The following is a 14,585-nucleotide window of genomic DNA, read 5'->3' as shown; positions in this document are numbered from 1 at the left end:
GGAGTGAGCAGCATGAAAACAGAAAAAGAAAAAATGATTAATGGAGATTTGTATAACCCGGCAGATCCGGATTTAATCAGGGAACGTACAAATGCCAGAAAACTGACCAGATTATACAATCAAACAATGGAAACGGAAAAAAAAGAACGTATGGAATTATTACGTAAATTGTTTGGTGCAATCGGGGAGAATAGCTACATTGAACCGACATTTCGTTGTGATTATGGCTATAACATTCACGTTGGTGAAAATTTTTATGTCAACTTCAATTGTGTATTCTTAGATGTATGCGAGATTCGAATCGGAAATAATTGTTTCATTGCTCCGGGAGTTCATATCTATACCGCTACACATCCGCTGAACCCGTATGAAAGAACTTCAGGGGTTGAATTTGGAAAGCCTGTATGTATAGGTGATAATGTTTGGATCGGCGGCAGATCGGTTATTAATCCGGGAATAAACATTGGAAACAATGTGGTTATTGGCTCTGGGGCGGTAGTGACGAAGGATGTGCCGGATAATGTTGTTGTTGGCGGTAATCCTGCGAAGATAATTAAACAAATTGACGTTTGATGAAAGTAACACGTTTGGGAAAACCAGGCGTGTTTTTTAAAATTGTATGTTAAACTGTACGAAATGAGGTGATTATGATGATTCTTGAATTAAAAGTAACTTTAAAGGATGTCGGTGTACCTGTTTGGCGTAAGCTTCGTGTTGATAGCAGAGCAACGTTTAACGAACTGCATGAAATTCTGCAGCTGGCATTTGACTGGACAAATTCACATTTGCATAGTTTTTTTGTACGTAAGATGGATGGTGTAAAAACGGACAACATAGAAATTAAATCCGGGGACTATGAAATGGAATTTGGTATGCCATCATTTTTTGACGAATACAATGAAAACGAAGAGGTACTAGCTAACTGGTTTAAAAAAACAAATGATAAAATAATGTACACCTACGATTTTGGTGATGATTGGCAGCATGAAATTGTTTTAATGAAAATGTTTGCCGCTGAAAAGGGTGTTGAATATCCACGTTGTGTTGGTGCGCGAAACATAGCTCCTGAAGAGGATAGTCGCGGGGAAGTAATCATGGGTACAGTTGATCTTACCCATGCTAATTCTAAGCAGCTGGTAAAAGAGGTTAATGTTGATTTGCAGGCTTTAGCAGGGATGCAAACGAAAGCGATTGGTGAGACCATAGATCATGAGGTGGACTATTGGGGGGATGTACTTCAAAAAGCTAAAGAGTTTCAAAAATTGAAACCTTGGGAGTATATGGATGACAGCAGCATATTTGCAGTAATTGACCCAATGACTGAGCAGCGTTTATTTTGTTCCATCCTTGGTGGAGCGGGTGAAAATTATGGTATGGCCGTTTATATAGTTAAAGAAGGTTACGCTACATTGAAGGATATAATAAGCGGAAAGATACCGGATAACTTTGAAATTTTATTAAAACAGAGAAGCTTGCTTGTAAGCTTTGAGGACAGAGAGGATTTGGAAAAGGACGATTATGAATTAATTAAATCGTATAGCATACCATTTCGTGGGCGAAAAGCATGGCCGGAATTCCGTAGTTTCATGCCGGGGTTTTTACCTTGGTTTGTAGAAAATCCCGATGAAGTCCGCCTGTTGAAGATAGCATTGGAACAGGCAATGGATGTGTGCAATGAAATCGCTAATGGATTAAGAATTCCTGATATGTATGAGGGATATGAAATATATGCAAAAGTCCCGTACAAGGTACATGATGAAATCCTATTTGAAAATGAAGTATTATCATTAGAAGACTATGGTGTGGAACAAATGCAAGTTCCATTATCTCTCTCGGAATTTGATTTAAAGAGAATAGGACGTATAAAAGATGTAATTCCGTCAACTGTTGAGTTTTCCCTGCAGTATGTAGAAATGCCGGTACAGAATAATCCTAATGATCGGCCGGCTTTCCCGCTATTATCCGTTGGGGCTGATCATAATCAGGGGATAATATTTTATCAAAATATGCTTACAGGTGAATCAGAACCAGGTGCAAAGCAAACTGAATTATTAAATTTGCTGACTGCGATTGAAGGAATTCCCGAATTGATTTTGATGGATGGAAAAACAGCTGCAACTGTTAGACCATTAATAGATTATTTAGATTTGAATGTGGAAGTGAAGGAACATTTGCCCGTGGTGATAGAAATGCTTGCGGGGTTAAGGGATTGGATGGTTTAAAAATACAGAGTTGAAGCTGGATCCTTTGGGTTCAGCTTTTTGTAATTTTTATTCGGGAAGTTAAAGGTTAGGTGAAATTAAATTTTAAAAATCTTGTGTATCCGCTATTATTTATATACTATTGAGTTATCAGGCATTAAAGGAATGATGAATATATGGACTATGTAGTTGGTATTGATGGTGGTGGAACAAAAACAATTGCTGTTCTCGCTGACATGCAAGGATTAATCGTAGCAAGATCCACGGGAGGTCCTTCCAATCCTAATGTCGTTTCCAAAAAATCACTTATTAATACATTTAAAATGTTACTTCAGGACCTTGAACAACAAGCCCCAGTACAATATAAGAATTTGAGAAGTCTATTTGCCGGTATAGCCGGTACTGGAAATGCAGAAAACCAAAAAGATATTGAACAAATTATAAAACAACTATTAACTGAAGATGTGGAATTGCAGGTTGTACCCGATTCAATAAATGCGTTATATTCTGGTACATATGGAGACCCCGGGATTGTACAAATTTCCGGAACAGGTTCTATTACATACGGAATAAACGGTAAACGAAAACATTGCCGTGTTGGTGGCTGGGGATACTTATTTGGTGATGAGGGCAGCGGTTATGATATCGGAAGACAAGGGATTATTTCTGTATTAAAATCTGTTGATGGCAGGGGACCGAAAACGAAGATGCTGAAAATGATGCTCTCACATTTTAACGTTGACAATGTCTATGGTTTAATTCAAAACATATACAATTCCCCAATGCCAAAAGAAGAAATCTCCCCTCTATCAAAAATTGTGTTTCAAGCATATAAATTAAACGATAGTGCAGCAAATGATATCCTGTATAACGTTGTTGAAGAATTGGTTCTTAATATCCAGACATTATATTCAAAACTCTTTGAAACAGATGAATTGGTAAAGGTTGTATTGTGCGGCGGGATTTTTAATGAAAGGGAAATAGTGCCAAAATTAATTGATAGGAAATTACAAACATATACTAGTTTAAAGATAGTAATTCCCGAAATAGCCCCAGTTTGCGGATCTATTATTGGGGCTTATATAATGAATGGAATCAAACCAAAAAAGGGTTTAATAACCAATATTACAAATACATATGAAAAAGCAGGTGATTAATATGTCCCATGTAAAAGGCGGACTCCTAATATTAAAAGAGCTGATCCATACATTGCCGCCATCAGAGAAAAAAATTGCGCAATATATTTTAGAGAATCCCGAAGAATCAATATTGTTGACTGCTCAAACGTTAGGCGAAAGAAGTAAAACAAGCAGCGCAGCGGTAATAAGACTTTGTAAATCTGTAGGCTTTAACAGTTTTCAAGAACTGAAAATTCGTGTAGCGGGCGACATGCGTGAACAGACAGTTGCTGGTTACCGGGATATTGAACCACACGATGAATATAAAAACATCATTGAAAAAGTTACATCGAATACAACACAAACATTAAAAGAGACAGTAGATATCATGAATGTGGAAAATTTACGGGAAGCTGTTACCGCATTAACAAATGCAAAGACGATTATCTTTGTTGGATTCGGGGCATCTTATATTGCTGCATTGGATGCGGAACAAAAGTTTTTAAGAATAGACAAGCAAGTAAACTCATTTTCTGATGTTCATATGGCAGCAACATCTATCGCAAATAAAGGTACCGATGATGTTGTTGTTGGTATTTCATTCTCAGGCAATACGCAAGAAGTAGCAAAATTACTGGAGCTTGCAAAACAAAAGCAAGCAAAAACAATTAGCATTACGAAATATGGAAACTCGTTGGTATCTAAATACTCGGACATAAAATTGCATACCTCTGCTGCAAGAGAAGCTACATTTAGAAGTGGAGCGACATCTTCCCGAATAGCACAGCTTCATATTATTGATATTTTGTTTATGTGTTTGGCATCTGAAGAATATGAAGAAACAATAAATCGATTAGATGAAACAAGGGAAGCAATTGCATTTTTTAGGGAAGATGCATTACAGGGAAAACGTATACAGAAATATTCTAAAAAATAAACTTTTAGAAAAAAAAGATGGAATATACTTGGTTTAGCTATGGATTGTCTGAAATTTTATTTCTGTGTTCAAGACGTTTTATTGACAAAATAATTCATTGTATTATAATAAAATCAAATTCGTGATAAAAGTACTAAATCAATTCAGGAAATTGAAAGCGTTTTTACATACCACTTGGATGATAACAAGGAGAATAATAGGAAAATGGAATTAGGTAATCTAACTACTGAAAAAAGAAATCTAAATACTATGAATCTTGATGAAATGACAACGGCTGATATTTTAAAAACGATTAATGAGGAAGACAAAAGAGTGGCATTAGCTGTTGAAGCTGTTTTACCTAAAGTGGAAGTTGCTGTCGATCATATTGTGGACGCATTATCAAATGGTGGCAGATTATTTTATGTAGGTGCTGGAACCAGTGGAAGACTAGGTGTGATGGATGCGTCTGAATGCCCGCCAACTTTCATGACTTCTAAAGAAATGGTCCAAACGGTAATGGCAGGAGGCAATGGGGCTTTTTTTCATGCTATTGAAGGATCAGAGGACAATGAAGAACAGGGATCTGCCGATTTGAAAGATAGAGGAATTTCAAAAAATGATGTTGTAGTTGGCATAACCGCAAGTGGTCGAACACCTTATCCAATTGGTGCATTAAAATTAGCACGTGACATTGGTGCTTATACTATTTCGTTATCATGTAATGAAAATTCATTAATTAGTAGTTTTGCAGATTGTAATATAGAAGTCGTAGTGGGGCCAGAGGTATTGACTGGTTCGACGCGAATGAAAGCAGCTACAGCACATAAAATGATTCTCAATATGATCAGTACAACTACGATGGTTAAGCTGGGAAAGGTACATGAGAATCTTATGGTAGATGTACACGCAAGTAACTACAAATTAATGGAACGTGCAAAGCGTACAATTATGGAAGTTACAAATGTATCATACAAGGAAGCAGAAAATGTTCTTCGTCTTACAAATAATGAAGTAAAACCAGCCATCGTTATGATAAAGGCTGGAGTTGCATTAAATGAAGCCATGGAAGCTATTGATAAAAGCAATGGCTATGTGAGAAAGGCAATAGATTACTTGAAATAATTATTTTGGAAACCCCATTAACAGGTACATGAACTGTTAATGCGTTTCATATATTAGTTAAAAAACAAAGGGGGCAAATATGGTGAAGAAATTATTTAATGGCCGTTTATTGTTTCTATTGGTAGCTATTTCAACGCTAGCATTAGTTACAGCATGTTCATCAGACGATGAGGCTAGTACCAAGAAAGACAAAGGTTCAAGTAGTAATGACCTGGAAATTCAGTACTTCGTTGGAGGATATGGTGATTCTTGGTGGAAAGAGGTTATAAAAGACTTTAAAGAAAAATATCCTGACGTAAACGTTATCGAACATGCAGGTCCAAATATTAATGAAGAAATGCGTTCCCGTTGGGTATCCGGTGATCCACCTGATGTAGTATACATTGACGGTGCAGGGTCAAGTGAAACACAAATGGTTGAAGATGGACAATTGATGGATTTAACGGAATGGGTTAATGGTGTGAAATTGGAAGATGGAACACCATTAATGGATAGTTTCATAGTGGACCCTGCTCAATATGACGATGGTAAGATCTATAGCTTGCCATTGGTATTTGATACATGGGGAACTTGGTATGATAAAACATTGTTTGAAGAAAAAGGCTATGAGATTCCAATGGATTTTGAAGCATTTATGAGTACTATGGGTACTATTAAAGATGAAGAAGGCATTGACCCATTTGTAACAACTGGGCAATACCCATATTACTTCTTACGAGGGGTGCTCTACCCAGCATTTGCAGCAGCTGGCGGTGAGGAATTGCTTGCTAACGTAATTGATGGTGCTGAAGGTGCTTGGTCAAGTGATGCTGTACTGGGAGTTATGAAAAAGGTTGAAGAAATGCAAAAAGCAGGCTATATTGATGAAGGTTTCGGTGCATTGAATCATACACAATCACAAATGAACTTCTTGCTTCATGAAAATGCATTTATTCCGGTAGGCTTCTGGTTACCTAATGAAATGGTAAAAGATGCTCCTGAAGACTTTAAATATGGATTCATTCCATCACCGATGAATGATGCTGGTGAGCCAGGCGCAATTGTGCCGGATTTACGCCCGCTTGCAATTGCAAAAGAAGCGGAAAATCCTGAAGCTGCCAAAGCGTTTGTAGAGTTTGTCTTCACAAAAGAATATGCGTCATTATTCTCTGAGCATACTGGTGCGATTATGAACTTAACTGGTGTGGATCTATCTACGAATGAAAATGTACCGGAATATTTAATCGATGCGAATGCAATGATTAACGATCCTGAACAGGTACAAATCTATAATAAGCCACATCCAATGAGTGCAGATCTTGAAACGCCAATTAGTAATTCTCTTGTTTCATTGATGTTAGGCAATATTTCTGCAGAAGATTTTGTGAAAGAAGCAGAAAAAGCTGCAGAGCAATATCGTAGCAGTAAGTAATTGATGTGCGGTATGGAAGATAGGGCTTGGAATGTCCACCTATCTTCCATACCCATTTATTTAGAAGAAAGGTGATTGGATGGTACAGTCTAAGAAGCAAAAATATTTATTTCTAGCTTTTTGTTTACTTCCTACCTTTATTATGTTTGCTATTTTTACCCTTTATCCTTTGTTTAGCGGTTTGTACTATTCGTTTTTTGATTGGTCAGGGTCAGCAGAAAATAAAGAATTCATTGGTATAGATAATTACATACATTTGTTGAATGATGCAATAATCCCCGATACGATTATTCATGATTACTTTCTAGTAGTAACCAAGGTTATTGGAATTATGATTCTAGCAATGTTTTTTGCTGTAGCCTTAACACAGCTAAAAATCAAAGAAGCGCCATTCTATCGGATTATCTTTTTCTTTCCGAACATTATGTCTGTTGTAGTTATTGGTATCTTATGGACATTTATTTATAACCCAAGCATGGGGTTCATAAATTCTGGTCTGGAGTTTCTCGGTTTAGAAAGCTGGGCCAAGCCATGGCTAGGTGATGAGACGTGGGCACTGCCGAGTCTCGTTTTACCATCTATATGGGCAGGTATCGGACTTTTCATGCTAATGCTGATGGGTGGTATAGCGAACGTATCGAAAAGCTACTATGAGGCAGCCGAAATAGATGGGGCAAATGAATGGCAGCAATTCTGGAAAGTAACCTTACCACTTGTTTGGCCACAAATAAAAATTTCCGTCCTTTACATTGTAATTACCACGCTTAATGGTTCATTTATTATTGTGCAAATCATGACAGGCGGTGGACCAAATAACGCTACACATGTTATGGGTTCGTACCTTTATCAACAGGCATTTAAGCAATATAACTTTGGCTACGGTGCAACCATTGGTGTAATGATTTTGATTCTTTCATTAATAACTGTGCTAATTCTGCAATTCTTTATGCGAAGAGATAAGGTTGAATATTAATGCGGATTTCGCAAACGGAATCGGACGGTATTGATGAAATGAAAGGGAGGAAACGAAAGTGAAGAAATCTGTCGGTCAGATTTTAGGACGAACAGGGATACGAATTCCACTGATTCTGTGGACGTTGGCAGTATTGTATCCGATCTTCTGGATGTTTATCGGGTCGTTTAAATCTAATGCTGAGATCTACAAGAATCCTTGGGGCTTTCCAGAGGTATGGAACTTTCAAAACTTTGTTGATGCATGGACAAATTATAATATAGATACGAGTGTTTTTAATAGTTTAATCGTAACGGTGGTAGGTGCGGTACTGACGTTGGTACTTGCAATTCCGACTGCATATGCAATTGAAAGGCTGAATTTTCGCGGCAGTAAATTTTTATTTACCCTATATGTCTCCGCAATGATGATTCCAATGGTTTTAGGATGGATTCCATTGTTCTTCTTACTATCCGATTTGGGTTTACTAGATAATATATACGGTTTGGCAATTGTATATGCAGTTAGTCAGCTGCCATTTAGTATTTTTGTATTAACTAGTTTTATAAGTACGATTCCTAAGTCATTGGAGGAATCAGCGGCAATGGATGGAATGTCTCCATACCGTGTATTGTGGAAAATCATTACTCCGCTTAGCATGTCGGGAATCATTACGGTAACAATCATGAATGCTATTCAGTTTTGGAACGAATATTTCATGGCATTGATTTTCTTGCAGACGGAGGATAATTATACATTGGCATTAGCTATTGATTTCATTAGTAATGAAGCACAATATACAAATGCCTGGGGTACATTATTTGCAGGCCTCGTCATCGCAATCGTACCGGTGATTATTCTTTATGCCATCTTCCAGCAGCGTATTGCAAAAGGTATGACAGAAGGAGCTATAAAAGGTTAATTGTTCAATTTAGGCTATTTTACCCTTTATACAATAAACGCAAACTGCGAATGAAAAGCAACATAGTTATAAGTAGTAGATTAATAGCAATGGCTAGAATTAGTTGTTGCTTTTTTTATGCATGGATTTCGGATGGAGTAAGAACTATTTCTTTGTTTTCATGTAAAATATCGACATAAATTCCAGTTTATATAGTATAATAGCACTATCGTTTTCTAAACATTATAAAAAGTGTCAAATGCAAGGAGGAGTAAAATGAAGTTTTGTAAGCATTGTGGAGGAGAAATTTCCGCTAATGCAAAGTTCTGTAAGCATTGTGGTCAAGATTTGTCCGGGGAAAGCACGAATAATTCAGAAGATCAAACGGACAAGGTAGAAGAATTTGTGGAGAAGGTAAATCATCAAAACGATAAGAAACTTGATCCGCTAATTGAAAGTGAACAGTCGGATGACATAGGTTTTGACAATAATCCTGTCCAATCCAAGAATCCAGTGCAAGGCGGGTTAGCGGCTTCCAAGAAATCAGGACACGGTCAACCTTCTAAACTGTCTAAGAAGTCAAAGATTATGATGACTATTGCGGGAGCACTTATTGTTTTATTATTTGCCGCCTATCAGGTTGGAGCTTCAATGACTTCGAAGGATAAAATCATTGAAAAATTTGAGGAAGCCATGATTAAGAAAGATTCTAAGACTGTAGCAGATTTACTTGCAGCGAGTAAAAAAATCGAGATTAATAACAATACTGTAACAGGATTTATAAATTATTATTCCGAAAATCCGAGCGAAATGGATTATATGATGGAACACTTGAAAAACCAAGCTAAAGAATATGAAACAAATCCTAAAGCAGCTGAGGCAGCTGGAGAATCTACCTATTCGTATGCTGTTAATCTAGTAAAAGACGGAAAAACGTTTGTATATGACAATTTTGATATCCAGGTCAGTCCAGTATATTTTAATGTCTATACAAATTATAATGACACTGAAATATCTCTAAATGGTGAGGTTATTGCAACTTCTGATAAAGAGGATTTTACAAAAGAGGTAGGTCCTTTTTTACCTGGTACATACACATTTACCGCAACGTATAAGAATGATTATGTTGAATTGACTGCAGAAGAAGAAAGCACAAATTTTGATCCCGGATATACGGATGATGTCGACCTATTTATAGATGGGGAAGAAGTGACTTTTGGTCTTCCTTATAATGATGGATTGGATAGTGTAAAACTATTTATCAATGGAAACGACTCCGGAATCGATATTTTGAAACAGGATGCTGTGGGACCTATTCTTGCGGATGGATCAATGACAGCTTCGTTTGAGGCAGATTTTCCCTGGGGAACAATGAAAACAGAGGAAGTTCCAATTGATTCGTATTATGTTGAAGCAAAGTTTACCGCAAGTGATGAGGTTAAACAAGCGATTCAGGATACTATTGTCCAATATAACAAAGAATTATTAGCTGCCATTACAACAGCTGATGAAAAGAAATTTACGATTGCAACAGAAGAGGTTGTAACAGATATAATTGACGATGCAAAATATGATAAAGAAAATGAGTATTACTATAAGGGTAAATTTATTGGGGTTGATTTTAATTCAGAATCATTCGTAATCAGCAATTATGGTGAAGGATGGGTCGCCGGGGTTGATACAAAAACATATTATGAAGAAGATTCATGGTATGGCGATGAAGAACCAAAGTTAGAAGAAGCGACAGATGATGTTGGATATGAACTTATTTATGATGAAAAACAGGAAAAATGGAAAGTGAATTATGTTGGCTGGGGCGGATCTATGGATGACGCCGAGATTATTGAATATCGCGAAAAAGAACCAAAAGAGGTTACGTCCGCATGGTTTAAATAAAATTAGCAGGAACACGCCTGGAATTTGATTCCAAGCGTGTTTACTATTTTTCTAACTCAATATATTCCCTTACTAATTTCCATTTGCGGTCTTCAAGCTGCCAGATGAACATACACCTTGCTGGATGCGCCTAGCCATTAATAATGTTAGTTCCTGTTCCCATGACGATATACTGTTCATCGTCCTTCCGCTCCAATATGGGGTCTATTTACACAAAAATAGCAGAGCAAACGAAATATGTTTACCCTGCTGTATTCCTAGTTTAATAAAGTAAATAGTCATTTCGAATTTTCTTAAATTCTTTTAACTCATCTTGCCACTGTTCCTTCATAGAATCTACAGAACGACCCTCCTCAATACCTTCACGGATCCAGCCGTTTCCGATTAAATTATCAAAAAAGGATACCCCGGCGCTGTTTTCAGCACGGAATTCAAAATCCCGAGGATACATATCGTGAATGGTTTTGACGATATGAAGTCCGGTTTCAACTGGATGAAAAGCGTTTCTGTGTGTAATGTGAATTTGTATCCCGTGACTTAACGTACCACTATGCTTTGAGAAAGCAGGTGTAAACGATGCTGCACGGAATGTTACACCTGGCAAATGCAAGGCATTCAGTTCAGAGGCAAGGTCAGTACTATTAATAAAAGGTGCTCCGATTAATTCAAATGGTCTTGTCGTTCCGCGTCCTTCCGATACGTTTGTACCCTCGATCAATGCTGCTCCAGGATATACAAGTGCAGTATCAAGTGTCGGCATGTTTGGTGATGGCATAACAAATTGTAATTGAGTGTCATCATAGTACATTTTTCGTTTCCAGCCATTCATTTCGACTACAGTGAGATCCGCACCAATATCAAACTCCGAATTAAATAGTTTTGCTAGCTCCCCTACAGTCATTCCATGGCGAAGCGGAATAGGATACATTCCAACAAAAGAAGCAAAGTCCGGATCGAGAACAGGTCCTTCTACTTTAGTTCCGCTTTGCGGGTTTGGACGATCTAAAACGATGAATGGAATGTCATTCTCCGCTGCAGCTTCCATCGCATATGCCATGGTATAAATATACGTGTAAAAACGAGTCCCAACGTCCTGTATATCAAATAATAACACATCAATATTTTCCAGCATTTCAGGTGTTGGCTTTCTGGTTTGTCCATACAGACTGTAAACAGGCAATCCAGTTTCTTCATCAATGTAATATTCTACATATTCTCCAGCCTGCGCACTTCCACGAACACCATGCTCAGGACCATAGAGAGCGGTTAACTCGACATCTGGATCGTTATGCAGGATATCAACAATACTGTTTAAATCTTGGTCAACACCAGTAGGGTTTGTGATTAATCCTACGCGCTTCCCTTCAATTAAATTCTTATGATCTTTTAGTAGAACCTCTACACCTAACTCAAATTTTTTATGCTTCCCTTTGCCTTTTCCCTTCCCATTTCCGTTATCCGCAAAAACTGCTGTAAGTGAAGAGAGTATCAGAACGATTGTCAAGAATCCGATAATCGATTTTTTCATTCCTGTTCGCTCCTTCCAAATTTTGAATTCTAATAATTTCGTTTTTCCCAATCGTCGCTTTTAAAGTTTACAGGTTCTCCATCCAATTGAAGATTTGTTACGTACCAGCCTCTAGCATTTGTTGCAACATCGGTGTGATAGCTGAAGCGAATAAACTTTGTACCTGCTGGAATTTGAGCTTCTTTTTTTTGCCAATCAATACTAGTACCTGTTAATGGATCCGTTACCTCTGTCCATTGCGCTCCATCACTGGAAACTTCAACTGTGCCAAAGTCCCAGCCCTGCTCAATTCTGTACCAAGTATCAAATGTCAGCGACGATTCCACATCAACATTTACCCTAGCTGTCAGCATTTGATTTAGATTATCCCCATATCCAGCGAACCATGCATCCCCTTTTTTCGTTGGCATTGCTACTGGAATTGCGTCAGCTACCTTCCTCGCAAATTGACGCCTTGCCGGATTTGTTGATACCGTTTCACGAGTTGGGTGTACTCGGTTTGTTAAAAGAATTGCGATTGTGTCATTGTTTAAGTTTACTGCGATGGAGGTTCCGGTATATCCTGTATGACCTATTGTGGATGCTTCGGATAATGCATCCATATACCAGCCCTGTGCAAGCTCCCAGCCAAGGCCATGCTCATCCCCTGGAAATTCAGGAATTTGATTTTCAACTAAGAGCTGAATGGTTTCCGGCTTTAGAATTTGTTTTCCTCCGTAGCGCCCGTCATTGATAAACATATGGGCGAGCTTTGCAAGGTCGTTGGCCGTTGAGAATACACCAGCATGTCCAGCAACACCATCAAGAGACCATGCATTCTCATCATGTACTTCACCCCAGACGAGTCCTCGGTTTGTCCATGGCTGGTATTCGGTTGCAGCAATTCTATTCCTTAATGACATTGGTGGATTATACATGGTGTCTTTCATTTTTAGTGGTCCGGTCAGTGTTTCATGAACGTATTCATCAAGTCGTTTCCCTGATAGTCTTTCGATTATTGCCCCTAATGTAATCATGTTAAGATCACTATATGTGTAAGTCGTTCCTGGCGGGTTATCTAGTGGGTACTGGAAAACATATTGGAGTCTGTCTTCCCGGGTCTCTCCAATGGTATATAGTGATACCCAGGCTTTAAATCCGGATGTATGTGTCATTAATTGTCTAATCGTTACATTCTCTTTGCCGTTTTGGGCAAATTCCGGAATATATTCTGCAACAGGGTCATCAAGTTCAAAATATCCTTCTTCATAAAGCTTCATGGCTGCTGTTGTAGTAAAAATTTTACTTAGGGAGGCAAGGTCGAAAATAGTATCCTCTTTCATGGCAATTGGCTTGTCGAATTCAGTTCCATTATCATCCTTGTAGCGAACGGCATCCCCATATGCTTCGTGCTGAACAATATGACCGCGCCTAGCAACAAACGTCACTGCTCCAGGCATTACACCATTATCAATCATGGATTCCATAACTGTGTCAATTTCGTCTAATGGTTCGCTTAACATGCCCGCTCCTTTTACAGAACCGGGATGCAGGACAGGTGATGTTGGACCTGGTTTGTCCCATGAAAATACAGGATGTGGACGTTCTTGCGGTTGTTTTTTTCCATGGGTTTCGATAGTAGGACTGTGATTATTGCCTTTCTCAGCATTTACTGACATTCCTGAGGTTAGTAGCATAGATGAAATTAGCACCATTGACAGTGAGGCAGAGTAAAAATTTTGTTTCATAGCGAACCTCCCAATTAGTTAGTATATGAAAGTGCTTACATTATTTAAGATAATTGAAAAATGATAGAATCGTCTATGGCGCATTAGCACTAAAAATATTGGGAAAGTTTGAAAAGGTACGACAAATGTTACGGGTCAATTGGATTAATTGGAATTGAAATAAAGATTATTTTGTTAAATTTAAGGGTGAAAAAATGCTATAAGGAAGTGTGCATACTGCATTACGCAAAGGACTTTGATCCAGATGGACTGTGAATGGCACAGCGGTTACTGAAACGATACCCTAATCATGCTAAATTGTGACACATAAATTTGACAGCATATCGAACAAGTAAACCCAATAAATTGTTTGAAAAGGAAAGAATGGAAAATTGTATCCTGCTGCACATATAGTACAAAAGACACTTGTAGCCAGGGGTAGCGCATGCTAAGATAAGCACGACATAGGGGGGGATTGATTGAATAGAGAAATGATTGATGATTTGCTTCAGACGATCATACACATGTCAGGTGAAGTAAAGGAATTGCAACGAAGCGGAAGTCGATTGGATGAGTTAGTTTCGGATATAGAAGTAAGAATCAATAATGTAGCGTTAGACTTAAACGGACTGCAGCAAAATGTTCGTAATATTGATAAGAACGTAACATTAGTGGTAAAAGAGCTTTCCAAAATTAGGGTAGCTAGACCAACGGCAATACATAAAGCGGTTAACTAGAGCGTGCATGGGCAGGCTTATTTTTTTTGCAGTTAAATTAGTATGTCTTCAATTATTGAAACTGCTATCCTTATAGAAACTCATATTATAGGAG

12 protein-coding genes are annotated in these 14,585 nt (G+C 37.9%); 10 read left to right on the top strand and 2 right to left on the bottom strand.

Annotation, left to right across the window (positions count from 1 at the left end):
• Positions 1 to 12: 12 nt before the first annotated feature.
• The 9 genes from IEV74_RS04765 (at position 13) to IEV74_RS04725 (ending at position 10,520) form a co-directional block, all read left to right on the top strand.
• Positions 13 to 573, top strand: a complete 561-nt coding sequence (locus IEV74_RS04765) for a sugar O-acetyltransferase (RefSeq protein WP_188454194.1) — start codon at positions 13 to 15, stop codon at positions 571 to 573.
• A gap of 77 nt (positions 574 to 650) precedes the next feature.
• Positions 651 to 2,222, top strand: coding sequence for a plasmid pRiA4b ORF-3 family protein (locus tag IEV74_RS04760; RefSeq protein ID WP_188454193.1), 1,572 nt, complete (start codon positions 651 to 653; stop codon positions 2,220 to 2,222).
• A gap of 155 nt (positions 2,223 to 2,377) precedes the next feature.
• Positions 2,378 to 3,358, top strand: coding sequence for an N-acetylglucosamine kinase (locus tag IEV74_RS04755; RefSeq protein ID WP_188454192.1), 981 nt, complete (start codon positions 2,378 to 2,380; stop codon positions 3,356 to 3,358).
• Position 3,359: 1 nt separating this feature from the next.
• Entirely contained in the window at positions 3,360 to 4,256 is an 897-nt protein-coding gene (locus IEV74_RS04750; protein WP_188454191.1) for a MurR/RpiR family transcriptional regulator, read from the top strand.
• A 174-nt stretch (positions 4,257 to 4,430) separates the two neighbouring features.
• Positions 4,431 to 5,360 carry an N-acetylmuramic acid 6-phosphate etherase gene (murQ, locus tag IEV74_RS04745; protein WP_268233830.1) on the top strand — a complete coding sequence of 310 codons (930 nt, stop codon included), beginning with the start codon at positions 4,431 to 4,433 and terminating at the stop codon, positions 5,358 to 5,360.
• 82 nt (positions 5,361 to 5,442) lie between these two features.
• Positions 5,443 to 6,771, top strand: a complete 1,329-nt coding sequence (locus IEV74_RS04740; RefSeq protein ID WP_229683062.1) for an ABC transporter substrate-binding protein — start codon at positions 5,443 to 5,445, stop codon at positions 6,769 to 6,771.
• Positions 6,772 to 6,850: 79 nt separating this feature from the next.
• Positions 6,851 to 7,744 carry a carbohydrate ABC transporter permease gene (locus IEV74_RS04735; protein ID WP_188454188.1) on the top strand — a complete coding sequence of 298 codons (894 nt, stop codon included), beginning with the start codon at positions 6,851 to 6,853 and terminating at the stop codon, positions 7,742 to 7,744.
• A gap of 58 nt (positions 7,745 to 7,802) precedes the next feature.
• Positions 7,803 to 8,645, top strand: a complete 843-nt coding sequence (locus IEV74_RS04730; RefSeq protein ID WP_188454187.1) for a carbohydrate ABC transporter permease — start codon at positions 7,803 to 7,805, stop codon at positions 8,643 to 8,645.
• Between the two features lie 255 nt (positions 8,646 to 8,900).
• Positions 8,901 to 10,520: a zinc ribbon domain-containing protein gene (locus tag IEV74_RS04725; protein WP_188454186.1), complete on the top strand. Its 1,620-nt coding sequence runs from the start codon at positions 8,901 to 8,903 to the stop codon at positions 10,518 to 10,520.
• Positions 10,521 to 10,782: 262 nt separating this feature from the next.
• Here IEV74_RS04725 and IEV74_RS04720 read toward each other — a convergent pair whose 3' ends face one another.
• Positions 10,783 to 12,048: an exo-beta-N-acetylmuramidase NamZ family protein gene (locus tag IEV74_RS04720; protein WP_188454185.1), complete on the bottom strand. Its 1,266-nt coding sequence runs from the start codon at positions 12,046 to 12,048 to the stop codon at positions 10,783 to 10,785.
• A 29-nt stretch (positions 12,049 to 12,077) separates the two neighbouring features.
• Complete coding sequence (locus IEV74_RS04715) at positions 12,078 to 13,775, bottom strand: serine hydrolase domain-containing protein (RefSeq protein WP_188454184.1); 1,698 nt, start codon at positions 13,773 to 13,775, stop codon at positions 12,078 to 12,080.
• Positions 13,776 to 14,233: 458 nt separating this feature from the next.
• Between IEV74_RS04715 and IEV74_RS04710 the strand changes: the two genes are divergently transcribed.
• Entirely contained in the window at positions 14,234 to 14,491 is a 258-nt protein-coding gene (locus IEV74_RS04710; protein ID WP_188454183.1) for a hypothetical protein, read from the top strand.
• Positions 14,492 to 14,585 lie beyond the last annotated feature (94 nt).

It is taken from the genome of Virgibacillus oceani (genome assembly GCF_014638995.1).
Classification (GTDB): Bacteria; Bacillota; Bacilli; order Bacillales; family Amphibacillaceae; genus Virgibacillus_E; species Virgibacillus_E oceani.
The sequence above is the reverse complement of the archived record's forward strand: the minus strand, read 5'-3'. Positions and strand labels throughout refer to the sequence as shown.

Coding starts and splice junctions, on each gene's coding strand:
- IEV74_RS04715 (WP_188454184.1), bottom strand. CDS start 13,775: ATGAAACAAAATTTTTACTCTGCCTCACTGTCAATGGTGCTAATTTCA.
- IEV74_RS04720 (WP_188454185.1), bottom strand. CDS start 12,048: ATGAAAAAATCGATTATCGGATTCTTGACAATCGTTCTGATACTCTCT.
- IEV74_RS04755 (WP_188454192.1), top strand. CDS start 2,378: ATGGACTATGTAGTTGGTATTGATGGTGGTGGAACAAAAACAATTGCT.
- IEV74_RS04765 (WP_188454194.1), top strand. CDS start 13: ATGAAAACAGAAAAAGAAAAAATGATTAATGGAGATTTGTATAACCCG.
- IEV74_RS04750 (WP_188454191.1), top strand. CDS start 3,360: ATGTCCCATGTAAAAGGCGGACTCCTAATATTAAAAGAGCTGATCCAT.
- IEV74_RS04725 (WP_188454186.1), top strand. CDS start 8,901: ATGAAGTTTTGTAAGCATTGTGGAGGAGAAATTTCCGCTAATGCAAAG.
- IEV74_RS04735 (WP_188454188.1), top strand. CDS start 6,851: ATGGTACAGTCTAAGAAGCAAAAATATTTATTTCTAGCTTTTTGTTTA.
- IEV74_RS04760 (WP_188454193.1), top strand. CDS start 651: ATGATTCTTGAATTAAAAGTAACTTTAAAGGATGTCGGTGTACCTGTT.